At 34.6% G+C, this 24759-nt stretch carries 19 protein-coding genes; 18 read left to right on the forward strand and 1 reads right to left on the reverse strand.

All coding sequences use genetic code 11. The annotated features are described in order from the left end of the window. Nucleotides 1-16: 16 nt before the first annotated feature. The 17 genes from BKP45_RS06380 (at nt 17) to BKP45_RS06455 (ending at nt 22691) form a co-directional block, all read left to right on the forward strand. Nucleotides 17-1027, forward strand: coding sequence for a Gfo/Idh/MocA family protein (locus BKP45_RS06380; protein ID WP_071388825.1), 1011 nt, complete (start codon nt 17-19; stop codon nt 1025-1027). 166 nt (nt 1028-1193) lie between these two features. Beyond that, nucleotides 1194-2279, forward strand: a complete 1086-nt coding sequence (locus BKP45_RS06385) for a Gfo/Idh/MocA family protein (protein ID WP_071388826.1) — start codon at nt 1194-1196, stop codon at nt 2277-2279. A 296-nt stretch (nt 2280-2575) separates the two neighbouring features. Next, nucleotides 2576-3175, forward strand: a complete 600-nt coding sequence (locus tag BKP45_RS06390) for a sugar ABC transporter substrate-binding protein (protein WP_071388827.1) — start codon at nt 2576-2578, stop codon at nt 3173-3175. An 8-nt stretch (nt 3176-3183) separates the two neighbouring features. Continuing rightward, the gene (locus tag BKP45_RS23240) at nt 3184-3522 is read left to right on the forward strand and encodes a sugar ABC transporter substrate-binding protein (protein ID WP_071388828.1); all 339 of its coding nucleotides are present in this window, start codon (nt 3184-3186) and stop codon (nt 3520-3522) included. Between the two features lie 168 nt (nt 3523-3690). Next, a complete protein-coding gene (locus BKP45_RS06400; protein WP_071388829.1) occupies nt 3691-3963 on the forward strand; it encodes a phosphocarrier protein HPr in 273 nt (90 codons plus the stop codon). A 733-nt stretch (nt 3964-4696) separates the two neighbouring features. Further along, nucleotides 4697-5632, forward strand: coding sequence for a sugar ABC transporter substrate-binding protein (locus BKP45_RS06405; protein WP_071388830.1), 936 nt, complete (start codon nt 4697-4699; stop codon nt 5630-5632). A 448-nt stretch (nt 5633-6080) separates the two neighbouring features. Next, entirely contained in the window at nt 6081-7388 is a 1308-nt protein-coding gene (locus BKP45_RS06410) for a sugar ABC transporter substrate-binding protein (protein ID WP_071388831.1), read from the forward strand. Between the two features lie 65 nt (nt 7389-7453). Next, nucleotides 7454-8848 (forward strand): carbohydrate ABC transporter permease, encoded by a 1395-nt coding sequence (locus tag BKP45_RS06415; protein WP_084787646.1) that lies wholly within the window; start codon nt 7454-7456, stop codon nt 8846-8848. Beyond that, entirely contained in the window at nt 8848-9684 is an 837-nt protein-coding gene (locus BKP45_RS06420) for a sugar ABC transporter permease (protein WP_071389063.1), read from the forward strand. Before BKP45_RS06415 ends, BKP45_RS06420 begins: the two co-directional genes overlap by 1 nt. Before the next feature lie 295 nt (nt 9685-9979). Beyond that, nucleotides 9980-11560, forward strand: coding sequence for an alpha-amylase family glycosyl hydrolase (locus BKP45_RS06425; protein ID WP_071388832.1), 1581 nt, complete (start codon nt 9980-9982; stop codon nt 11558-11560). A gap of 394 nt (nt 11561-11954) precedes the next feature. Next, nucleotides 11955-13751 carry a cache domain-containing sensor histidine kinase gene (locus BKP45_RS06430; RefSeq protein ID WP_071388833.1) on the forward strand — a complete coding sequence of 599 codons (1797 nt, stop codon included), beginning with the start codon at nt 11955-11957 and terminating at the stop codon, nt 13749-13751. Continuing rightward, on the forward strand, nt 13744-15279 hold the full coding sequence (locus BKP45_RS06435; RefSeq protein WP_071308217.1) for a response regulator transcription factor: 1536 nt from the start codon (nt 13744-13746) through the stop codon (nt 15277-15279). The genes BKP45_RS06430 and BKP45_RS06435 overlap by 8 nt, the downstream gene beginning before the upstream one ends. A gap of 11 nt (nt 15280-15290) precedes the next feature. Next, entirely contained in the window at nt 15291-16553 is a 1263-nt protein-coding gene (locus tag BKP45_RS06440) for an extracellular solute-binding protein (RefSeq protein ID WP_071388834.1), read from the forward strand. A gap of 278 nt (nt 16554-16831) precedes the next feature. Beyond that, nucleotides 16832-18589, forward strand: a complete 1758-nt coding sequence (locus BKP45_RS06445; protein WP_071388835.1) for an alpha-glycosidase — start codon at nt 16832-16834, stop codon at nt 18587-18589. A 163-nt stretch (nt 18590-18752) separates the two neighbouring features. Then, nucleotides 18753-18890, forward strand: coding sequence for an HPr family phosphocarrier protein (locus tag BKP45_RS21470; RefSeq protein ID WP_281243132.1), 138 nt, complete (start codon nt 18753-18755; stop codon nt 18888-18890). A 62-nt stretch (nt 18891-18952) separates the two neighbouring features. Next, nucleotides 18953-20632: a glycoside hydrolase family 13 protein gene (locus BKP45_RS06450; RefSeq protein ID WP_071388836.1), complete on the forward strand. Its 1680-nt coding sequence runs from the start codon at nt 18953-18955 to the stop codon at nt 20630-20632. 310 nt (nt 20633-20942) lie between these two features. Further along, nucleotides 20943-22691, forward strand: coding sequence for a methyl-accepting chemotaxis protein (locus BKP45_RS06455; RefSeq protein WP_071388837.1), 1749 nt, complete (start codon nt 20943-20945; stop codon nt 22689-22691). 104 nt (nt 22692-22795) lie between these two features. Here the strand turns inward: BKP45_RS06455 and BKP45_RS06460 are convergent, their stop codons facing one another. Then, nucleotides 22796-23572 (reverse strand): AraC family transcriptional regulator, encoded by a 777-nt coding sequence (locus BKP45_RS06460; RefSeq protein ID WP_071388838.1) that lies wholly within the window; start codon nt 23570-23572, stop codon nt 22796-22798. 392 nt (nt 23573-23964) lie between these two features. Here BKP45_RS06460 and BKP45_RS06465 point away from each other — a divergent pair, with 392 nt between their 5' ends. Continuing rightward, nucleotides 23965-24720, forward strand: a complete 756-nt coding sequence (locus BKP45_RS06465; protein WP_071388839.1) for a sugar phosphate isomerase/epimerase family protein — start codon at nt 23965-23967, stop codon at nt 24718-24720. Nucleotides 24721-24759 lie beyond the last annotated feature (39 nt).

Below are 24759 nucleotides of genomic sequence, written 5' to 3' on the forward strand. Positions count from 1 at the left end.
AAACGGGGAGGGAAAAATGGTTAATCTCGCATTAATTGGCACATGGCATGTACATACAAAAGATTTTGTAAAAGAAGCATTAAAAACCGGAAATGCAGAGTTAAAAGTTGTTTGGGATGATGATCAAGCAAGGGGAGTGGCGTTTGCCAAAGAATTTGGAGTTCCCTTTGAAGAAGATTTGGACAAAGTACTCAGTGACAATGAGATAGATGCAGTTTTAGTAGAATGTGCTACAACAAAGCATAAAGAAGTGATAATAAAAGCTGCTAACGCCAAAAAACATATTTTTTCGGATAAAGTGTTAGCGCTTTCAGTAAACGACTGTTTGGAGATAAAAAAAGCGATTGAAGAAAATCAAGTGAAATTTGTGGTGTCATTAGAAGCGAAGACGATAGGTGTATATCGTTATGCAAAACAATTGGTTAACGAAGGTAAGCTCGGGCGAATAACATCCGCTTACTTTAGACGTGTCCATCAAGCGGCACTAGATAAAAACATGTTACCAGCTTACTGGTTTGATCCTACTCAAACTGGTGGTGGAGTTACATTAGATTTAGGTTGCCACGGATTGTATCTCCTACCACACTTTTGTGGAACACCAAAAAAAGTAACTTGTTTCATGAATGAGTTGTATGGTACTGGAAGTGATGAAAATTCTACTGCCGTTATCGAATTTGAGGATGGAGCTATCGGAACAGCTCACACATCCTTTGTTGGGTACCGAATTGATAATATGTTGGAGATTATTGGTACAGAGGGTATTTTAATTATTTCTGGTGTTGATCAATCAAACTTAAGGGTATTTTTGCAATCGAAAAATGTACCTGGTCACGAAAACTTAGTCCCAGTACGTCAAGAGCTACTCCCGTCCGATGATGAGATACCGTGTGCGCAATTTGTGAAACTAGTGTCAACAGATGGTATGCAGAACCTACCTGACTTTGACATAGATAAAGCGATTTCTTTAACCCGTCTAATCGAATGTGCGTATGAATCTGCAAAAGAACAGAAAGCTGTTTTGTATTAAAGGAATTTACCAAACAAAATTTTGTGTTGACTTTTTCATTTGGAACTAAGTCGCATGAGCTATATCGCATATGATGTATTTGGATTGAAGCATTATTTAAAGAATATTCACTATGCGATTGTTTTACTAAATGCTAAGAATAACTTGTTCAAAGGAGTGGAGTGTTATGGCCAAGAAATTAAAAGTAGCTATTATCGGTTGTGGTGGAATTGCTAAGGGCAAGCACATGCCTAGTTTGGCAAAACTAGAAACAGTAGAAATGGTAGCTTTCTGTGACAAAGAACTGCAGCGAGCAGAAGAAGCGGCTATTAAATATGGTACAGAAGATGCTAAAGTATATGAAGATTATCAGGAGTTATTGAAGGATAAAGCAATTGACGTCATTCATGTATGTACACCCAACAGCTCTCACTGTGAAATTTCTATTGCGTCTTTAGAGGCTGGGAAGCATGTGATGTGTGAAAAGCCGATGGCCAAAACAGCAGAAGAAGCCCGCAAAATGATAGAGGCAGCAAAACGTACGGGAAAAAAACTTACAATCGGCTACCAAAATCGTTTCCGTCCAGACAGCCAATATCTGCATAAAGTAACCTCAAGCGGAGACCTTGGCGAAGTTTATTATGCAAAAGCACATGCAATCCGCCGCCGTGCTGTACCAACTTGGGGAGTATTCTTAGATGAAGAAAAACAAGGTGGTGGACCACTTATTGATATTGGTACACACGCATTAGATTTAACGCTATGGATGATGAACAATTATAAACCAAAAGTAGTGATGGGTTCTACGTTTCATAAGTTAGGAGAAAAAGAAAATGCCGCTAATGCATGGGGTTCATGGGATCCAAAGAAATTTAAAGTAGAAGATTCTGCTTTTGGATTTATTAAAATGGAGAATGGCGCCACCATTGTTCTTGAATCTAGTTGGGCTCTTAATTCCTTAGAAATAGATGAAGCAAAATGTACCCTTTGTGGTACAAAAGGCGGTGCCGATATGAAAGATGGCTTACGTCTCAATGGTGAAAAATATAGTCATTTATTTACTGAAAAAGTAGAGTTAAATGCTGATGGTGTTGCTTTCTACGATGGAACAAAGGAAAGTGATGCAGACAAAGAAGCTAGATTATGGATAGAAGCAATAATAAATGATACGGAACCAGTAGTTAAACCCGAAGAAGCATTAGTCGTTACTGAGATTTTAGAGGCTATTTACGAATCAGCTAAGACTGGGGAAGCAGTATATTTAGGTAAGTAATTTTTTAGAGCATATTTCTTGATTATTTTAGGACACCTATAACTAACAAGCTCCTATGATTAAAAAGAAACAAAATACAAGCACCGATGGTTTCGTGATATTACAAATTAAAACCTCTCTTTCTGAGAGGTTTTAATTATTCTTTTGAACTGAACATTTATTAAAGACTCGAGTAAAATAAATCGTTACAATTCTTAATAAAACACACACATTTTGTAATGTAATTGGTTCATTAATAACATTTTAAGTAGATAATAGGTAGTGAATATAATTTAAAGTGAAATGGCGAGGTTTGAATGTTGAAAAAAAAATCAAAATTTCTAATTACAATTTTTACTTTTTTTATTATTTTAATTGGTATTATCTTAAATCCATTTGGTGCCGAAAAAACAACGGCAGTGGTTGTCGTAAAAGATTTAGAGACACAGTATTGGGAATTAGTGAAAGCGGGAGCAGAAAAAGGTTTTCGTGATTTTGGTATAGAAGGAAAAGTTGTTGCACCTAGTTACGAGGATGTAGATAGTCAAAAGGATTTACTGAAAAGTATTCTAAACGAAAAACCAGATCTATTAATTGTTTCTCCTCTTAATTCTGAGATTATTCCCACATTAGAAAAGTTTAACGCAAATAATATTCCTGTATTGCTATTAGATACTGATGATGATTGGGAAAATAAAACAGCTTATATTGGTACAAATAACATTCAGTTAGGGAGAATGGGTGGAAAGCTATTAGCATCACAACTCCAACCTGGAAATGAAGTGGTTTTAATAGCAGGTGATATAGACCATCCTATTTCAGGGGATCGGATAAAAGGAGCGAAACATAGTTTAAAAGCAGCAGGTATTAAAATTGCAAAAAAATATTTGATTTACCAAATGAATCTAAACATGTAAAGGACGTTATGGATAAAATCCTTCTTGACTACCCTCAAATTAAAGGCGTATTTGCAGATACTGATATAAAAGCTTTAGGTGTCATTGAGGCATTAGGGGAACATAATCTAAATATACCAGTTATCGGAGCAGACGGTATAAATGAAATGATTGAGTTAATAGAAGAAGGGCATTTATCAGGAACAGTAGCACAAAACCCGTATGATATGGGATATATAAGTGTTGAAGTTGCAATGAAAGTGCTAAGTGGTGAGACTGTCGAAAGAAACATAGATACAGGTGTAGACATTATTATTAAAGGAAATGCCACACAAAGATTAGCGTTTCAAAGGGAGTTATTAAGATAATATCTATTTTAAAAAAGCAGCCTAGGCTGCTTTTTTCAGTTTTTTCATATTATTAGCAAAATAGTATATGATTTAATTAGATATTGTATGTTTTATTGGATCGTTAACTTATATGATAGAGATAAAATTAGTATATTGAACAGAATAAAATGTGAGGTGTAAAGATCAATGGTTCAAAAAAGGTTTTTAATTACTGCCGATACAGGAATTCATGCTAGACCGGCAACTCTATTAGTGAATAAGGCCAGTCACTTTAATTCAGAAGTTACATTAACATTTAAAGAGAGATCAGTTAATCTAAAATCAATCATGGGTGTCATGTCTTTAGGTGTAGGAAAAGGTTTTGAAGTAACGATTACTGCTGAAGGCCACGACGAAGGAGAGGCACTAGCTGGAATTGAGGATGTAATCAAAGAAAATTTAGGAGAAGTTATTGCTTAAATAATTAAGGTTTTGCGTCATCGTGTAGTACGTAGTAGGTTTTAACAATTACGTTACTCGTTGGATATAATGAGTATTAGTTGCGGAAATTTATAAACTATTAATTTTTAAAATCCTTCCTTCCTTCCCTAATGTTAGATGAAAGGAAGGATTTTATTTTTCTTATAGTATCAGAATTTATAAGTTTCTAACTCGGAAACTGTCTAGCTTCAGCGCCCTATCGACTAGAAAGCTTCCTTCGTCTCGTCTACGATAAGTCGAGAACGAAAGTCTAACCACTTTCGACTCTCCTATATCTCACTCGACTCAGTCCATCTTATTACGTAGATGAGCAAGGGCGCTTGCGCTTTTCTTAACTTTATTTACCCATTTGTAGATTAATAAATATTGGGTAAAAGGTGTGAAGCAAAATGAGTTTACAAGATTGTACAACCTTTAGAAAAATACAAAAATTCATTCATTGTACGTTGTTAGGATTTATAAAATTCATTACTCCCACTCTTAAGTGGCAGTAAGACCCCCACCTCAAAACTTAAGAAAATCGAAAAAGTTGGCGGGGGATGAAGGTAACCCCTACTAATTGAAGTTTAGATTTTTAAGACACCTATTTCGTAATAGAAAAGGTTTTAGTAATGCGGTTTACGAAAGATAATGAAAGTGTTCTATAGAAATAGAAAGTAGATGACGGTTGTCATTGATTATTTTAATAAATTAAAACTGTGAGGTTTAGGTGTTGAGAAGTAGAATTTTATTTCTAATTTTTATTTTTACTATCGTAACTATTATTGTGTTTAATCAATTTGTTGACGAAAAAACAAGGGTAGTAGTTGTATTAAAAGATTTAGATACAGAGTATTGGAATATAGTAAAAGCAGGAGCAGAAAAAGGTTTTCGTGATTTTGGTATAAAGGGAAAAGTTGTTGCACCAAGATACGAAGATGTAGAAAACCAGAAAGAGTTGTTGAAAAGTATTCTTAATGAAAAGCCAGATCTATTAATTGTTTCTCCCCTAAATTCAGAAAGTGTTTCTATATTAGATAAGTTCTATGAAAATAATATTCCCGTAATGTTACTAGATACTGATGATCCTTGGGAAAATAAAACAGCCTATATTGGTACAAATAACATTGAGTTAGGGAGAATAGGGGGAATGTTACTAGCATCACAACTTCAACCTGGAAATGAAGTCGCATTAATTTCAGGCGATATAAACCACCCTATTTCAGGTGATCGAATAAAAGGGGCAAAGATCAGTTTAGAAGCAGTAGGCGTTAACATAGTTACAAAAGCAGTAGATTTACCGAATTATTCAGGGCACGTTAAAGAAGTAATGGAAGAAATATTGGAAGAACACCCTAACATAAAAGGTGTATTTGCTGATACAGACATTAAGGCATTAGGTGTGTATGAAGCAATAGAGGAATTTAATATAAACATGCCTGTTATTGGAGCAGACGGTATTAATAAAATGATAGAGTTAATTGAAGGAGGAATGTTATCAGGAACAGTTGCACAAAATCCGTATGATATGGGATATATAAGTGTTGAAATGGCAAAGAAAGTGCTAAGTGGTGAGATAGTAGAAAGAAATATAGATACAGGTGTAGACATTATTATTAAAGGTAATGCCACACAAAGACTAGCGTTTCAAAGGGAGTTATTAAGATGATTAAAATGAGTTATTTAAAGTCAATTTATGAAGCAGCCTAGGCTGCTTTTTTGTTTTGTCCTAACGCAAAAGGTGTAATATGTTCCGGTACAAAGATTAATAAAAACCACCATTGCTAATTAAATCGAAAAAACGTTTTATTTTATCATAATATACTACACTTTGCTCGTAATGAAAGCGGTTTCCTAAAAGCGCTTTCCGATAGATAATAAGGTTGTACCAAATAAATAAGGGGGAACTAAAAAATGAAAAAAATAAAAGTTTATTTAAATTTATCCCACTCTTAAGGGGCAGTAAGACCCCAACTGATTGAAGTTCAGCTTTAAAGTTATTTTTTGTTGGAAGTGCTACATACCACCAAGTACTGATACTTTAAGAAGGATGACAAAATCGTTTGCATTAGCAGTAATGATCTTGTAAGTACATTAAATTGGGAGGGATTAATGAAATGAAAATCAAAAATATTTTTAATGTGTTAGCAACTGCCACGTTATCCGTTGGTATTCTTGCAGCTTGTTCAGCACCACCACAAAGTGCTCCGCCAGTGAATACTACTGTCGCTGAAGAGAAGAGTGGAGAAACTCAAGATGTTGAATTTGAAATCATTCCTGAAGAAGGTGCAGAATTACTCATATGGGACAATGGTGATACTCATCGCGAGTGGGCAGAATATGTTGCTGAAAAATTCACAGAAGAATATGGTGTCCCTGTAACGGTAGCAGAAGTAGGTCATACTGATGCACCGGGTATACTGCAAACAGATGGACCGGCGGGTCTTGGAGCGGATGTATTTGCAGGTGCACATGACCATGCAGGAAACATGGATTCTGCAGGTCTAATTATAGAAAACTTCTTTCCAGAGTATTATGAAGAAAAATTCATGGATGCAGCTGTCCTTGGGACATCAGTAAATGATACAATCTTCGGCTATCCATATGCGATTGAAACATATGCCCTTTATTACAATAAAGATCTTGTTGATGAAGTTCCAGAAACATTTGAAGAATTACTAAAAATATCAAAAGAATTTACAAACGTAAGAACTGACCATTACGGGATTATGTTTGAACCTGGTAACTATTACTTCGTTCATGCATTTTTAGGTGGATATGGAGGCTTTATTTTTGGCGACGATAACACCGATCCTTCCGTAACTGGATTAAACAACGAAGGTGCAATTCGAGCAGGTGAATTTATGCGTGAAATTAGAGAAGCGAGTTTACCACTGAATTCAGAAGATGTAACTGGTGACGTTATTGGAACGCTTTTCAACGAAAATCAAGTGATGTTCCGAATTTCTGGTCCTTGGGATATTAGACCACATACTGAAGCAGAGGTTAACTTTGGTGTTGCACCATTACCATTACTAAGCAATGGTGAACGTCCAACAAGTTTTTCAGGTATCAAAGGTTATTATGTGAGCGCATACACTAATTACCCTGATGCTGCTGCGCTTTATGCAAAATTTGCAACGAGTGAAGAAATGCTTGAGAAACGTTTTGAAATGACAGGTGAATTACCACCACACTTAGATCTTCTTGAAAGTGAGGTAATTTTAGATAATCCAGTTTTAGCCGGTTTCTTAGAACAAGCACAATATGCACAACCTATGCCAAATATTCCTGAAATGCAAATTGTATGGGGACCAATGGGTGATGCATTTATAAGCATTTGGAATACAGATCGCGACGTCCAAAGCATTTTAGATAGTGCTGTAGAACAACTTAGTGAGTCGATTGATATCTTAAACAAATAATAAATTTAGGTTCCCAAGCTTAGAAATTCTAGATTGGGAACCTTCAAATAAAGGTGGGACAAAAGATGGTAGGATTACCGACTCCAGAATCAAAACCAACTGAAAATAAATCATTAGTAAATTTCATAAAAACCAAAGCTTTTATCGCTTCTTTATTATCTTTTCTATTTATGGGATTGGGACAAATTTACAATCGACAAATTGTAAAAGGTCTTTTCTTCATAGTTCTATGGTTATACATCATCATTTTTTATTCGCAACCTTTTCAATGGGCGATGTGGGGACTTCGTACATTAGGAGAAACACCTCAAATTCGTGAAAGAGGAAGAGTTGTTTTTGAAGGACACCATTCCATTTTCTTAATGATAGAAGGAATTATCGCTATATTAATAGCGCTGATTATTGTATGTGTTTATATTATTAGTGTACGTGATGCTTATAAAGTCGGAAGAGCAAGAGATAAAGGGTTAGTACCACGAACCTTTAGACAATCATTACAAAATAGTTGGGAGAACGGATTTGCCTATATTCTTTTAACTCCAACAGTCATTTTTACGCTTTTCTTAACAATTTTACCTCTAGTCTTTTCAGTTATGATTGCGTTCACAAACTATTCAGGACCTAACTACCTACCGCCAAGAAATTTAGTCGATTGGGTTGGTTTTCAGACCTTTATTGATCTATTTAATAGAAACTCATGGAGCAGAACGTTTTACGGTGTGTTTACATGGACAATTATTTGGGCGGTACTCACAACTTTTACGACGTTCTTTCTAGGATTTTTCTACGCCGTATTGATCAATTCTGAAGGTGTGAAATTCAAACGGTTTTGGCGTGGAATATTTATTTTACCTTGGGCAATTCCTGCGTTTGTTATGATTTTAATCATGCGTAATATCTTTAATGGTCAGTTTGGACCAATCAATAAATATATCAATAACTTAATAGATCATTTTCCGATTTTAGCGGAATGGGGACTTAGTGCAATTCCATTTTTCTCTGACCCGACATGGGCGAAAATAACATTAGTCGGTGTGAACATGTGGTTTGGCTTCCCGTTTTGGATGATTTTGATGGCAGGAGTCATGACAGGGATTGATAAAGAACAATATGAAGCAGCGGAAATTGATGGCGCTAGCGCTTGGCAAAAGTTTAAAAGTATTACGTTTCCAATTGTTATGTTTTCAACGTCACCACTATTAATTATGAGTTTTGCGGGTAACTTTAATAACTTTAATATGATCTACCTTTTTACAGAAGGACGTCCGACAAATCCAGATTATAGCTATGCAGGCTCGACAGATATCTTAATTAGTTGGATTTATAAAATGACTTTTGACCATAACCAATTTGCTATGGCATCTGCAGTTGGACTATTAATTTTTATTGTAGTGGCAATTTTCTCTGTTTGGAACTTTAGTAAAACAAGAGCATTTAAAGAAGAGGATATGATGAAATGATGAATAAAAAAATAAAAAAATTTATCCGGATGTTTGCCATATATGGAGTGCTAATAGTCACGAGTATTATGATTTTATATCCTGTTTACTTTGTTATTATAGGTTCACTAAACCCTGGAAATACGCTTTTTGCAACGAGTTTACTTCCTGAAAACTTATCACTTCGCCACTATATTTATTTGTTTACCGAAACCGACTATGCACGTTGGTATATGAATACTCTTAAAATTGCTTTTTGGAATATGATTATATCGACCTTTTTAGTTCTAACTGCAGCTTATGCTTTTTCACGTTTCCGTTTTCCGGGCAGACGAGCTGGTTTGATGACCATCTTGGTACTACAAATGTTTCCCAGTTTTATGGCGATGATCGCTATCTATATTTTACTTCTACAAATGAATCTTTTAGATAATCATTGGGGCTTAATTTTAGTTTACGCAGGTGGATCAATCCCATTTGGAGCATGGCTTGTAAAAGGGTATTTCGATGGAATGCCAAGAAGTTTAGAAGAAGCTGCAAAAATGGATGGAGCTGGACATTTAACGATCTTTTTTAGAATAATGATGCCTCTTTCAATGCCAATCTTGGTATTTATTGCGGTAATGAACTTTATTGGACCATGGATGGACTTTATTTTAGCAAGACTTGTACTTAGGACGGATACTAATAAAACGTTAGCTGTTGGCCTTTTTGAGATGGTACAAGGACTTGGTAACACGGAATTTACTACGTTTGCTGCAGGGGCAGTACTTGTAGCTGTTCCAATCACGATCTTATTTATGGTACTTCAAAAACCATTAACAGAAGGGTTAAGAGCAGGAGCGAATAAAGGCTAAATTCTTTGGATTCGTCTAAAATTTCGCGGTGGAAAATAATTGTATGAAACAGTAGTTTTGATGAGAGTCTCTTAGAAGGAGACTCTCATTCTCTATATTTTTCGTTTGTCCCACTCTTAAGGGGCAAGTAAGACCCCCACCTCAAAACTTAAGAAAATCGAGAAGTTTAGGTGGGGGATAAACTGCCCCTAAAGGTCCGATAAGTTGAACTAACAATCAGTGGGGGATGAAGGAAAACCCCCACTGATTGAAGTTCAGCTTTATTTTTAAAAGAATAATAACAGGAGCTGAATTTATGTTAAAAAAGAAAAAAAGATTAGTTTTAACAGTCGTACTTGCAGTCATATTTTTGTTGGTTGGTTGTTCAGACAAAACAAATAACCAAATAACATTTGAAAGGGGAAATCTGAAAACAATTGAGCCGCATGGTGTCTATTATGAAATATTTATTAGAGCTTTTTATGATTCAACAGGAGATGGAATTGGGGATTTCAAGGGAGCCACATCCAAACTTGATTATTTACAAGAGTTGGGTGTAGAAGGGATTTGGTTAATGCCAATTAATCCATCGCCTAGTTATCATGGATATGATGTCATTGATTATATGGATGTAAACCCGGAACATGGGACCCTCGATGACTTTAAAGAGTTTATTGAAGAAGCACACAAAAGAGGAATCAAAGTAATTAAAGACTTTGTGATTAACCATTCTAGTAGAGAACATCCATGGTTTCAAGCAGCACTTAAAAATGATGAGAAATACCGTGATTTTTATGTTTGGGCAGATGAAGATACAAACACTAGTCAACGGGGAGAATGGGGACAACAAGTTTGGCACGGTACAGGGAATAATATTTACGAAGGTGTGTTTTGGGATGGAATGCCTGATTTGAATATTGATCATCCAAAAGTCCGAGAAGAAATCTATAAAATTGGAAAGTTTTGGCTTGGAGAGGTTGGAGTTGATGGTTTCAGGTTGGACGCTGCCAAACATATATATAGTTCATACCATGGAAGTGATTATCAAGAGAAAAATCATCAGTTTTGGAGAGAATTTAGAAGTGAAATGGAAGAAGTAAATCCTGAAGTAATCCTAGTAGGAGAAATTTGGGATACAGCAACAGTCGTTGCTCCATATTTAGATGGTGGTCTACAATCAGCCTTTAATTTTGATTTATCTGATAAAATTTTAGCTTCTGTAAGGTCTGAAGCTGACGCTGGGTTAGTGACAGAACTTGAAAGAACAAGAAATTATTTCAATAAAATGTCTGAAGACTTTATCGACTCAACTTTTATTACCAATCATGATATGAACCGTGTGATGAGTGAACTAAATAATAATATGAACCATGCCAAAATGGCCGCAGCATTATTATTAACATTACCAGGAAATCCGTATATTTATTACGGGGAAGAAATTGGCATGTTAGGTAAGAAACCAGATGAAGATATTCGTTTGCCGATGAGGTGGTATGAAGATCCTAAGGGAGTGGGTCAAACAACGTGGAGGATAGATCGGTATCATAGTAGTGAAAATGGAATTGATGTAGAAACTCAAATGCAAGATGAAAATTCCTTATTAAATTATTATAAAGAATTGATTTATGCACGAAGATCTAGTGAAGCGTTAATTGCAGGAGAAATAAAAAGTACACGTATAAGTGAGCGAGGCATCTTGTCCTTTAAACGAGCAACTGACAATGAAGAGAAACTCGTTGTACACAATTTAACAAGTGAAATAAAAGTAATAGACCTTGAAGGTGATTTGAGTAAATATCAAAAATACTTTTTTTACATTGGGAATATTGAGGAAATTGAATTAAACAGTAATGTCTTAAAGATACCAGCCTATACCACAGTAATATTGCAAAAATAAAGAGCTGACATTTAAAATAAAAAACACCATCTTAATTAATGATTAAGTGGTGTTTTTTCACACTTTTAGAAGGTGGAAATTATTGAAGGAGAGTACCTGATGTAACGTTTTTATATAAAGGTGTCTTTTTTTACTACGTTATATAGAAATAAGACACCGTTTTTTATTGTATAAATAACGACGAGAGATTAATCGTAATATAAGACACTATGATATTTGTGGAAACGGTTTCTAACAGTTGATTAACGATAGATAATAAGTGTGTGTTACTCTATAGTGAGGGGAACAATATTATATCCAATGAAGCTAGTATGTAGGACAAGTCATATTCCTTTAACATAACAACAAATTTATGAATGGTAAAACAGAAATTATGTATAAAAAGAGTGATAAGATGATCAATAATAATATGAAAAAAACTCAATTTGCGACAAAGGTTATTTTGGGTATTTTAATTGTAAGCTTAATTCCCACCTTGTTTATTAGTATTTTCTTTTATGTGTCATCTTCTAACATAATAAAAGAAAATGTAAGAGAATCTTCAATTCAAATTACCCGTCAAGCAGCAGATTCGCTCTCAAACATTTTGACAACCGGAAGTGATATGTCGGATCTTATCTATAGTAGTGAAAAGCTTCAGGAGATAGTTAAAATGGATTTGGATCAGGAACTTCCTGACCGTGTTCGTCAGCAAAACAATGAACTGATGAATTCATTCTTAAGCGTCCATATTCATTCAAACTCACTTGTCAAGATGATTTATGTATTAAAAGAAGAAGGAACCATTTGGGTAAGTCGCTATTTTTCATGGGAAAAATTCTATCAGACTAATCTAAATAGGTTAGATTGGGTAATTGGCTCAATTGAATTAAATGGACAGTTGTTTTGGGAGGGGCTTCAATATGAACGATTTAGTGGTTTAGAAGAAAGCACTGAATTGGTCTTACCGATTAGTCGGGTAATGAAAAATTTCGACAATTTAAATAATATTGCTTACATCCAAGTTTTTCTTGATGGAAATGCTGTTCTTGATAATATAAATCAGCTTAAATTAGGAAAAACAGGGCGTTTTTTCGTTGTTGACCAACAAGGAAGAATTATGATCAATTCAGATATTGAGAAGATCAATCAAACGATTTCAAATGACCAGTTATATCATCGTATAGTAGATAGAGAAGAAATAGAGTTTGAGTATGTAGAAGACGGGATTAATCACTATGGAGTAAAGCAGCCACTCGCAAATGGCTGGATGATAGTAGGGACTGTTCCCATTAAAGAAATTACTGATCAATTACTATCAGTTCAAAAAGTTGTTATTCTTTCATCTATTATTTTCTTTATATTAGCCATAGTAATTGGTTACTTTTTTGCTAATCGAGTAACTAACCCAATTAAAGTCCTTACAAGTCAGATGAAGCTTGTTGGTGAAGGGGACCTCAATGTTAGAACGAGTGTACAAACATCCGATGAAATTGGATTGATGAGTATGGAGTTTAATCGGATGCTCGACAAAGTTGAACACTTAATGGAGCAGGTGAAAAGGGAACAAATTCAAAAAAAAGAAGCGGAGTTACGAGTAGTTAAACACCGAATTAACCCACATTTTTTATTTAATACACTTAGTACAGTTAGATGGTTAGTTAACTTTAAACAGGTTGATCGTGCTAATAAGGCTTTAACTGCATTAACGAGATTACTTGAAGCAAATATGGGTAAAAAAGGAACGTTTGTTCCTATCCGAGAAGAATTAGACATTATAAAAAAATTTATTATTATTATGCAAATTCGTTATGATCAAACCTTTCATCTTCAAGTAGATATTGATGATGATGTTTATGAATTTCTTATTCCGCAAATGTTACTTCAGCCGATTGTTGAAAATGCAATTTTTCATGGGATTGTGCCAACTGGTAAGGAAGGTATAATTCATATTTCTGGACGGCAGTCAGAAGGTGGAATTGTATTAGTCATCTGTGATAACGGTAGAGGGATGGAGATGGAAAAATTAAATGCGCTTCAACAGTCTACTGTCGTATCTAATGCGTCTATTGGCATCGGTTTACTTCATGTATTTGACTCAGTCAACCTATATTTCACATCAGATTCAAAAGTTGAAATTAATAGTAGTAAGGATGGAACAAGCGTAAAATTGATCTTGAAACCAGAAAATAGAGGTGATAAGCGTGTATAACGTTATGATTGTTGATGATGAGCCTGTTATTCGATTTGGTTTAAAGGCTTCGGTGGAATGGGAGAAAGAGGGATTAACTTTTTTAGGAGATTTTCCAAATGGAGAAGAGGCCTTGACAGTCATGATGGAAAACCATGTTGACATATTAATTACGGATATTAACATGCCCATCATGGATGGATTGACGTTAATGAAGAAAGCTTTGAAGCTCTACCCAAAATTAAAAGTTATATTAATTAGTAGTTATAACGAGTTTGAATATGTCAAAGAGGGTATTAAATATGGGGCAATTGACTATGTATTAAAGCCAACATTAGAACAGGAAGAGTTTGTCGAATTAATTCAGAAGTGTGTTAAGCTCTTGAATGAAGAAAAGGAAGTTGAGACAAAACTAATGTTTGCTGATCAATCTACCAACTTGAATGAACGGAAAAAGCAAGAGCAAGAAATTAAACGTTTATTATTAAAAGGAAAAGCTTTTTCTCGTGATCATGAAATTTGTACGATGATGCCTGGTTCAATTCTTGTCATTTATATGAAAATGAATGATTTAGCAATGATTGAAGAAAGATATGGGGTATTATACAAAAATTTTATTCTTGAAGAGATTCAAGAGCGTTTTTACTGCGAATTTGAGCGTGGGGTTTGCTTTTCAATTGGCGATGCAGATTTACTTTTTTTCATCAATACTGAACTTGATTCAAAAAAAATGATACATCAATTACAAGATGTATTGATTAAAGAGGCAGAGGTAAGTTTCTCATTTGGATATGATGTAATTTCAAAAATAGAAGAAGCTAGTGAAGGTATAAGGCGAAGTTCCCTAGCTTGTGAGAGACGTTTTTTTAACCCTGAAGAATCAGTATTTTCCTATGTGGAGCCAAAAGAAATTAGTGGAAAACGTTTGATGACAAATGAAATGAAGCAATTTATCATGCCAGTTGACCAAAATAAAGTAGCGATGTTTATGGAAAAAATGTACAACGAATGGAAGCAAGAGGAGTTGCAAGCTACAGTCATTAAGCAAGAAGCAAGTGATATATTATCTAGCTTATTTGTAGGTAAGTTAAATCTCTCAATACTAATTGATAAATGTCAGGAGCTCCAACAAGCAGAATCACTTGATGAATTAATTATTATACTTAATAAAAATATTGCAGAATGTAATCAGCTGATATTAGAGCAAAGTCATAAACACAATAGTGATAATGAATTAATGGAAAGAGCCCTTAGTTATATTCACCAACACTATACTGAAGAGCTGACGCTTCAAAAAGTTGCTGATCATATTCATATAAGTAGAAATTATTTTAGTATATTGTTTAAGCAGTTTAGTGATCAAAAGTTTATCGATTATGTGATTGAACTTCGAATAAAAAAGGCAACTGAATTGTTAATTCATACTTCATTAAAGGTTTATGAAGTTGGAGCCAAATCTGGTTTTAGAGATGTCAAATATTTTAGTAAATTATTTAAAAGAATGACGGGGTATTCACCTGTTGATTACCGGACAGAGCATCAAAAGTAGGAGGTGGAATTGTGTGGGGGTTGCAACATAAAATTTTCTATAGTTTGGTCATTGGGATATTACTGCTTGTAGGCTGTGGTAATCAAACGATTATTGGAAACAGCAGCCCAGCAGTAGAAAGTAAACTAACGAAAGAGCAGATTATTTTTTGGCATACCTATAATGAGGCGGAGACTCATATCTTTGAAACTATTATCTTGCCTTTATTTGAGGCGGAATATCCAATGATTGAAGTGAAGCCAGTTCGACACCATTATAATATGCAGCTAAGGTCTGCGATTATTTCTAGAGCATCTACAGGCAAGCCCCCAGATGTTATTAGGTTGGATATCAATTGGACTCCAGCAATTGCACAACTTGATCTTTTGTATCCTGTAAGTGAATTTGAAGATTTTGAGAAATTGAAAGGTCAGTATTATGAGGCACCATTACAGTCAAATTATTATAACGGCAAATATTATGGAGTCCCTTTAAATATTTTTACAAAAGCTAGCATTTATAACAAGGAGTTACTTGAAGCTTCTAAAGAGGACCCACCAAAAACTATGGATGAGCTAATTGATATCGTTGAAAGAAATCAGTTTGTTATTAGTATGGATCATTTCTCGATATGGGGATCGCTACATTATTTTTATGGTCTTGGCGGGCAATTGCTGGACCCCAATTATACAAAAGCAACAGGTTATCTTGATAGTGAGAACAGCGTTAATGCTGTTTTAAAACTTTTAGATTTATTTAATAAAGGTAATTTGGTCACTCATGGTAACCGATGGATTAACGTATTAGATGGTCAAAATTTTGTCATTGATGAGGGGCCTTGGTTTTATAGTAGTTACTCTTTAGAACAGATTACTTCTATTAATAAGGTCACGGTGGCGGCTCCATTTCCAATTAGTAATGGAAAAAGAGCTATTCTAGGTGGAGAAAATATTGTTATTTCAAAAGCGGCGAAGCATAAGGATGCCGCTTGGACATTTATTAAATGGATGACAGATATAGATGCACAAACGCATATGGCTCAAACGGGTTTAATGCCAACCAATAAATATGTTAATCTATCAGGATTTTATGATGAAACACCATATTATCAACCATATTTAGACAGTATTGGTGATGCATTTTTACCTCCCTCTGTTCCAAAATTTGAGAATATTAATGATATTTATAGTCTTTACTTAGAACTAATCTTTTTAGAAAAGATTAGTGTAGAAGAAGGTTTATCGAAAGCAGCAAAAGAAATAGATGAAATTCTTGAGAATAATAGTTATAACTAAAAGAAACAAAGCAACGATCGTTGCTTTGTTTCTTTTAGTTGAGAGTGTATTTCGTTATATTTAGCTTTACTTTTGGTGTCTTTTCTCTCTAATTTAAATTGAATAATAACACTATAGGAAATCAAGGGTATATTTTTCTACTACTTCATAATAAAAGCCACTTTCTTTGTAATGAATGCGGTTACTTAAGAGCGATTTCTATTAGATAATGGATTGATAGAAAGAATTTTAGTGTGGAAGAACAATTTAAATTAATTTATGGATTGGAGAGAACGAATTTGTTTAAAGAAGCAATTTATCACAGACCGAAAGACAATTTTGCTTATGCTTTTGATCGAGAGACACTACACATCCGTCTAAAAGCAAAAAAAGGTGATTTAACAAAAGCATACTTGATTTATGGTGATCCATACCAGTGGACGAAAGAAGGATGGTCGAATCTAACAAAACCTATGACTTTAGAAGGAACAGATGATTTATTTGATTACTGGTTTGTTAAAGTGAAACCAGAGTTCCGGCGCTTACGTTATGGCTTTGAGCTTTACTCTCAAAATGAAAGAATTGTTTACGGTGAGAGAGGGTTTAAAGAAAAAGATCCTCGTGATACTAGTTTTTATTTTTGCTTTCCATTTCTAAATGAAGTAGATATATTTAAAGCACCAGAGTGGGTGAAGGAGACAGTTTGGTATCAAATCTTTCCTGAGCGGTTTGCAAATGGAGATCCTAAATTAAATCCTAAAGGAACGCTACCATGGGGTAGTAGAGATCCGAAGGCTGATAGTTTCTTTGGTGGTGACTTTGAAGGAATTATTAACAATATTGATTATTTAACGGACCTAGGGATAAATGGGATTTATTTTACACCAATTTTTATGGCGAAATCGAATCACAAATATGATACGATTGATTATTTTGAGATTGATTCACAGTTTGGGGATAAGGAGACGTTTAAAAGGTTAATAAATATTTGCCATCAGAATGGTATCCGTGTCATGCTCGATGCTGTATTTAATCATAGTGGGTTTTATTTCGAAGCGTTTCAAGATGTATTAAAAAATCAGGAACAGTCTGAATATAAAGATTGGTTTCACCTAAAGGAATTTCCGGTTCAACCTTTACCCGAACCGAATTATGATACGTTTGCGTTTACTCATGCAATGCCAAAGTTAAATACAGAACATCCACAAGTAAAAGAATATTTACTTCAAGTTGGGCGTTATTGGATTGAAGAATTTAATATTGATGGATGGCGGTTAGATGTAGCAAATGAAGTTGATCATCAATTTTGGAGAGAATTTCGTCAAGTCGTTAAAACGCTAAAACCGGATGCCTATATTTTAGGAGAAATCTGGCACGATTCTATGCCGTGGTTACTGGGTGATCAATTTGATGCGGTTATGAATTATCCGTTTACCGAAGCATCGCTGGATTTCTTTGCAAAATCTGAACTGAATGCTGAACAATTTGGGCAGCAATTATCGAAGGTTCTTTGTTCTTATCCGAAACATGTGAATGAGGTAGCTTTTAATTTATTAGGAAGTCATGATACTCCAAGGATATTAACCATTTGTTCAGATAATAAAGAAAAATTGAAACTACTATTTTTATTCCAACTCACATTTATTGGTACCCCGTGCATCTATTATGGAGATGAAATTGGTTTAGATGGTGAAAACGATCCTGGTTGCCGTAAATGTATGGTTTGGAATGAAGAAGAACAGGATACTGAATTATTTAGTTTTGTCAAAAAAATGATTGCTTTAAGAAAAGAGTATCCTGTTTTGGGTAATTACGGTGAATTTGCATTGATTGAAACAAATAGTGAAACTAATCACTTCATTTATGCTAAAAAATCAGCTACGGAAACAATCCTAATTGCTGTAAATAATTCAAATAAAGACATACAACTCAACCTTCCGTATGATTTTACAGAAAAAAAACCAATCGATTTATGGGATGCTAAGTTAATAAAAAGTTCTAAAGTAGAGTTAGAACCATTTGGATTTACTATAATTCAAATTGTAGAAAATAGCTGAGTTAATGATAAAATCCTGAAATTTTTGGAAGAAATGTTTGTAACATAATTTCAGAAAATATATTGTAAACTTGGAAACTGGACTACAAGCTCGATCGGCTTATCAACTTGTTAATATATCACTAAATATTCTTCAGTTGTCTATGTAGAAATAGATAATAGAAATTGATTGTAAAAGTATTATGGGGGTGATGTCGTTAGGGCTTGTTCCCAATCCAGCGATAACCTTAACTGTTGATGGAACGGATGAGGGTCAGCTATTAGAAGATTTAAGTAAGTTTTTTGCAGATGAAAGTGTGTAAAAAAAGCCGCTTTTGAACATCCTCCAAATAGTGCGTTTAACAATGAATAGAGGTGTGTAAAAGTGGAAAAAGCATGGTGGAAAGAAAGTGTTGTTTATCAAATTTATCCAAGAAGTTTCATGGACAGTAATGGTGATGGCATCGGAGATTTACAAGGAATTATAACAAAGCTCGATTATTTAAAAGAACTAGGTATTGATGTGATCTGGCTTTCACCAGTTTACAAATCGCCAAACGATGATAACGGCTATGATATTAGTGATTATCAAAATATTATGGATGAGTTTGGTACAATGGCGGATTTTGATGAGTTACTTCAAGGCGCACATGATCGCGGCATTAAAATTGTCATGGATCTTGTTGTTAATCATTCGTCTGATGAACATGCATGGTTTGTCGAGTCGCGAAAATCAAAGGATAATCCGTTCCGTGATTATTATATTTGGAAGCCAGGAAAAAATGGTGATCCCCCGACAAATTGGGGATCAGTCTTTGGTGGCTCATCATGGCAATATGATGAAACGACGAATGAGTATTACTTACACATATTTAGTAAAAAGCAACCAGATTTAAACTGGGAAAACGAAACATTGCGTAAAGCAGTATATAAGATGATGACATGGTGGCTTGAAAAAGGGATCGATGGATTTCGGATGGATGTCATTAACTTTATTTCAAAAGATAGTCGCTATCCTGATGGTGAGGTTCATGGTGAAAACAAGTATGGTGATGGATCGAAACACTTCATGAACGGGCCAGGGATTCATGAATTTTTACAAGAAATGAATAAAGAAGTACTTTCTAAATACGATGTGTTGACGGTTGGAGAAATGCCAGGTGTAGATGTAGAACAAGGAAAGCTTTATACCGGAGAAGACCGTAATGAATTAAACATGGTGTTTCAATTTGAACATGTCGATGTTGGAAACGGGCCAGGTGGAAAGTGGACTTCACAGCCTTGGAAACTAACAGAGCTTAAAGGGATTTTAACCAAATGGCAATATGGCTTAGCGGATGACGGCTGGAACAGCTTATATTGGAACAATCATGACCAGCCACGTGTTGTATCGCGGTTTGGTCATGACAAAGAGTATTATGAAAAGTCCGCCAAAATGCTTGCCACATGTCTTCATATGATGAAGGGAACACCGTACATTTATCAAGGTGAAGAAATTGGAATGACAAATGTTGCATTTGAGTCAATCGACGATTACCGCGACTTAGAAACGTTAAATATGTACAATGAAGCGGTGAATGAACTTGGAAAAGATCCCAACAAAGTTATGCGAGCGATTTACGAGCGTGGGCGCGATAATGCTAGAACCCCTGTACAGTGGGATGATACCGAAAATGCCGGATTTACTACAGGGACACCTTGGATTAGCGTAAACCCAAATTATAAAGAGGTTAATGCAAAAAGAGTCCTACAAGATCCTAATTCAATTTTCCATTATTATAAAAAATTGATTCAACTTCGAAAAGAGAACGAAATTGTTGTATATGGAAAGTTTGAACTGCTTCATGAAGATTCTGAAGAGATTTTTTGCTATACGAGAGAACTGAGGAACGAAAAATGGCTGATAGTATGCAGCTTTTCGACTGAATTAGTTAAATTTGAGCTCCCAAACCAGATCAAGTACCAATCAAAACAACTAGTGCTTGGTAACTATGAAGACGAACCGATAACAATTGAAACATTTGAACTAAAACCTTATCAAACACTAGTGTATAAACTTACCTAAAGTAAACTGAACTCGTTTTTAGTAAGAGGAAACGAGTTCAGTTTTCTTCCCAATTCCTACGAGATCATTGTAAGTGTTTTTCATTGATTAGTTATCTAACATTGACAAACTTTTCAGTCAAATTTAAAATGGAAATCATGAAAACGTTTGCTTAATAAGTGTGTATAGTGTTGGGAAGGATGTAAATAGATTTCTAGTATTAGGGGGGAAATTTATATTGGTACAGTGTTTAAGTATTAGTTCAAACGATTGCGCATAAAATCAAAATACATATTACAATCAGAGTAAAAAATAAGTAGAGGTGATTTTATTGAATAAGATTATTGCTTTACTCATAGAAAGTTTCCGTTTTAATAGTAAAACATCTGGTATTCGTTTACTTAGTAAGTTATCAACGAAAATTAATGTATTAATCTTCGGACTCACAATGTTAAGTGCAATATTAGGTATTTTAGTATTTAATTCTTATACTTCTGTTACGAACCATAGTAGACTACTAGAAGAAACATCAGATTTCCAATATGAATATTCAAAAATATATGAAGCTGTAAATAGTATCAATAAGACGCAGTTACGATTAGCCAATCAAGGTTATGAAAGCCAAGCCATTTTAAATATGAATTCACTTATTTTAAGAACAAGAGATACCTTAGCTGATATTATTCAAACAGTTGATGAAGAAAATCGTGTATTGAAAACGTTTTTAGGAGTCTATGATGAAGTTTTAATCAGTCAAGAAGACTTATCAGAGACCTATTTTTCGAATGTTTATGTTGGTGATAGAGCTGCTGATGTTAGATATGCAGTAAATTTACAAGTTCCTAGAAATGAAGAAAGAATTGAACAAGCAAACATGCGGATCCAAGATTATTTACTAGACGTAAAAGAACAGGTTTCATCTGAATTACAACAAGCAATGACGTCATCAACAATTTTTATAAGTGCTTCTTTAATTTTATTATGTTTCATTCCAATCATTGCGTTCCTATTCATTGGAAGAAGTGTAACAAGTGGGGTTAAGTATGTGTTAAATAGAGTACATGCCTATCAAGACCATGATTTAACCTTTAAACAACAAAAACTGAGAAAAGACGAGTTTCAAATCATTGATAGAGCATTAGCGGACATGGGCCAGTCTTTACATGATTCCCAAATACGTAGTCATGATGCTAGTAAGGACGTTATTTCGGTAGTGAAAGGGACGAGGCGAGTTTCAAGTGATCAAATTAATGGAATGAAAAACATACTAGGTACTATAGAAGACTTCACAAATGATCTTAACAAACAAACCGATATAACAAACTCTATTTCTGCTGTTACAGAACAAGTATTGGCTAGTACCCAAGAAATTCAATCAAAAATTGAATATTTATCACAAGAGGTAAAAGTAAATGAAAACCAGGCGAATAGAGGTTTATTACTAATGGATGATTTGGCTTCTATGATGCAATATCTTTCAAACGAAGCAGAAAATTCGGCTGACAAGGTTCATTCAATGAAAGAAAAATTAATCGCGATTTCATCATTTATTGAGGGCATTAATGATATACAAACCAAAACAAATCTACTAGCCTTAAATGCTTCAATCGAAGCCGCGAGAGCAGGGGTTCACGGAAAAAGTTTTGCGATTGTTGCTAATGAAATTCGTAATCTTTCTGCACAAACCAAAACGTTTTCTGAAGAAACGAACCAAAGCTTGACATCTATCTTCTCAGAAGTAAACAATGTCGTAGAAAGTTACGAAAAATTAAAGAAAGAAACAAGCGTAGCATCTCAAAAAACAAAAGAAGCATCCTCTAGTTTTCGATCGATTTCGGAAGGGGTTACAAAATCGACGAAAGAACATGAAGAGATTAATGAATCGATCGAGCAAATCAATCAATCTATGGAAGAAGCTGTTCATTCGATTGCTGAGCTTGTTGAAGGCGCGACAAGTATAAAACTAAAGAACGACTCAATCAGCGATGGTATTGAAGAGCAAGTAAGACGCCAAGAAGCTTTGAATGATAATATAGCATCGCTAAATGAAACAGCTCAAAAGTTAAATGTAGCAATTTAGTTTATGCCAAGAGATATGCTGAATTTTGTTACATAGAACTAGCTAACAAAAAAAGCCAGTTACCGAAAAATAAGGTTACTGGCTTTTGGTTATTAAAGCAATACTTATTCCTGCTTTCTATACTCTCCAGGGGAGACCCCGTACTTCTTTTTAAATACTCGATGAAAATAAGCGTAGGTACCGAACCCACAATTATCCGCAATGTGCTCAAGTGTCATTGATGTATATTTCATTTGATTAACAGCAGTCGATAAACGAATTTCTTGTGCGTATTCAACAATCGTTTTTCCTGTGCTGCTTTTAAATAAATGAACAGCTCGAGAAACACTTAGTCCAGCATATTGTGCAACATCCTCCACCTTGAATACGGTTGTCGCATGTTCCTCAATGTATCGCATCATCCGAGTTACTGGGTAGGGACGGCTGCCAGTAGAAGTTGTTTCGTTGATCGCGCGTTCTAGAGACAAACAAAGTGCTTTTAACAAATAGCTGGAGAGCTCTTTATTTTTTTCAGACATTGGTCGCCGTTCTTCAATCGTGAGGTGTCGCCACAATGTAAGTACCTTTTCATCAAGATTGATTTGAGAGGAAGTTGGTTTAACAGAACGATTCCACCATTCATCAATCCAAGATCCTTCACAAAATAAATTATAGTCACCACTGTTTTGATTGCCTTCGATATGAATTTCATACAAGTCTCCAGGTTTAGCTAATAGTAGTCCCCCTTTACTGAAAGTAAGCTTTTTTTTATTCAAAACGATATCACAAACACCTTCTGTTTGAAGTCTAAAAAGGTAGCCTGATAATCCTAATTTATCTTCTTGAGAAGAATATCCCTTTGTATGATGGGAATAACTACAAAATCCAATCTGTACAGTCATAAGCCTTCCTTCCCTCCTTGTTAAATTAAATAATAATTTCCTTTTATCATTACATAATACTGTCTAGTAACAACTGAATACTACATTTAGTTGATTTGGAGCATTCACTACTAGCTATAGCTTGATATGCCTGATTTATTGAGATTAAGAATTTCACGCACGCAAAATAAATTCAACTTTCTTAAACAAATAGCAAAATAGTATATGTTTTAATTATATTATGTATTTTTATTTTAAGCCATATCTAATATGATAGAGTCAAATAAGAAACAATAAGTGTATTTATTAATTTGTATATTACCACGTAATTGTCTCTTATTGAGATGATAAAAAAGTTATTTAAGAGCAATCGAATGATAGCGCTTTAATCAGTGTAGAAATGAGGCTGTAAAATGGCAAAAATTCCAGTAGCAGTACAAATGTACACATTGCGTGAAGAAGTTGAGCATGATTTTGAAGGAACATTGAAAAAAGTTGCTGAGTTAGGCTTCGATGGAGTTGAGTTTGCAGGTTTTGGTAGCTTAACTGCCCAAGAAGTAAAAGTCTTGCTAGAAAAATTTGGCTTACAGGCAGCAGCTAGTCACGTTCCGCTAGAAGATTTAGAAGCTGATTTAGATAAAGTCATTGAAGAACAAAAAATAATAGGTAGTAACTATGTTGTCGTCCCATTCTTAAAGCCAGAAAGAAGAAAAGAGGAAGATTATCAAGCTCTTATATCATTTTTAAACGAAGCCGGTGAAATGTGTAGACGTGAGGGTATTACCCTTTGTTATCATAATCACGATTTTGAACTAAATCTATTATCCGATGGGAGAACTGGGCTAGAAACTATTTTAGAAAATACAAACGCTTGCACACTGAAGGCTGAGTTCGATATATATTGGCTCACAAAATCAGGTGAAATTCCAGTAGAGTGGATGAACCGTTATCAAAATAGAACACCACTCATTCACTTGAAAGATATGACGACAGATGAAGAACAATTTTTTGCGGAACTTGGAAATGGTGGTGGAGTTGATCTTGAAGCAGTCCTAAATAATGGCGTAGAATCCGGTGTTCAATGGTGGATTGTTGAACAGGATACTTGTTCACGTAATCCATTTGAAAGTTTGGAAATTAGTTTGAACTATTTGAAATCTCTTAAATAAATAATAAAAATAAAAATAGTAAGTTAGGAGAGATCACTC

Source organism: Anaerobacillus alkalidiazotrophicus (genome assembly GCF_001866055.1).

What these genes read in the sequence shown, in the direction of transcription:
- BKP45_RS06380 (WP_071388825.1), top strand. Translation starts at nt 17, where the DNA reads ATGGTTAATCTCGCATTAATTGGCACATGGCATGTACATACAAAAGAT.
- BKP45_RS06385 (WP_071388826.1), top strand. Translation starts at nt 1,194, where the DNA reads ATGGCCAAGAAATTAAAAGTAGCTATTATCGGTTGTGGTGGAATTGCT.
- BKP45_RS06390 (WP_071388827.1), top strand. Translation starts at nt 2,576, where the DNA reads ATGTTGAAAAAAAAATCAAAATTTCTAATTACAATTTTTACTTTTTTT.
- BKP45_RS23240 (WP_071388828.1), top strand. Translation starts at nt 3,184, where the DNA reads ATGGATAAAATCCTTCTTGACTACCCTCAAATTAAAGGCGTATTTGCA.
- BKP45_RS06400 (WP_071388829.1), top strand. Translation starts at nt 3,691, where the DNA reads ATGGTTCAAAAAAGGTTTTTAATTACTGCCGATACAGGAATTCATGCT.
- BKP45_RS06410 (WP_071388831.1), top strand. Translation starts at nt 6,081, where the DNA reads ATGAAAATCAAAAATATTTTTAATGTGTTAGCAACTGCCACGTTATCC.
- BKP45_RS06415 (WP_084787646.1), top strand. Translation starts at nt 7,454, where the DNA reads ATGGTAGGATTACCGACTCCAGAATCAAAACCAACTGAAAATAAATCA.
- BKP45_RS06420 (WP_071389063.1), top strand. Translation starts at nt 8,848, where the DNA reads ATGAATAAAAAAATAAAAAAATTTATCCGGATGTTTGCCATATATGGA.
- BKP45_RS06425 (WP_071388832.1), top strand. Translation starts at nt 9,980, where the DNA reads ATGTTAAAAAAGAAAAAAAGATTAGTTTTAACAGTCGTACTTGCAGTC.
- BKP45_RS06430 (WP_071388833.1), top strand. Translation starts at nt 11,955, where the DNA reads ATGATCAATAATAATATGAAAAAAACTCAATTTGCGACAAAGGTTATT.
- BKP45_RS06460 (WP_071388838.1), bottom strand. Translation starts at nt 23,572, where the DNA reads ATGACTGTACAGATTGGATTTTGTAGTTATTCCCATCATACAAAGGGA.
- BKP45_RS06465 (WP_071388839.1), top strand. Translation starts at nt 23,965, where the DNA reads ATGGCAAAAATTCCAGTAGCAGTACAAATGTACACATTGCGTGAAGAA.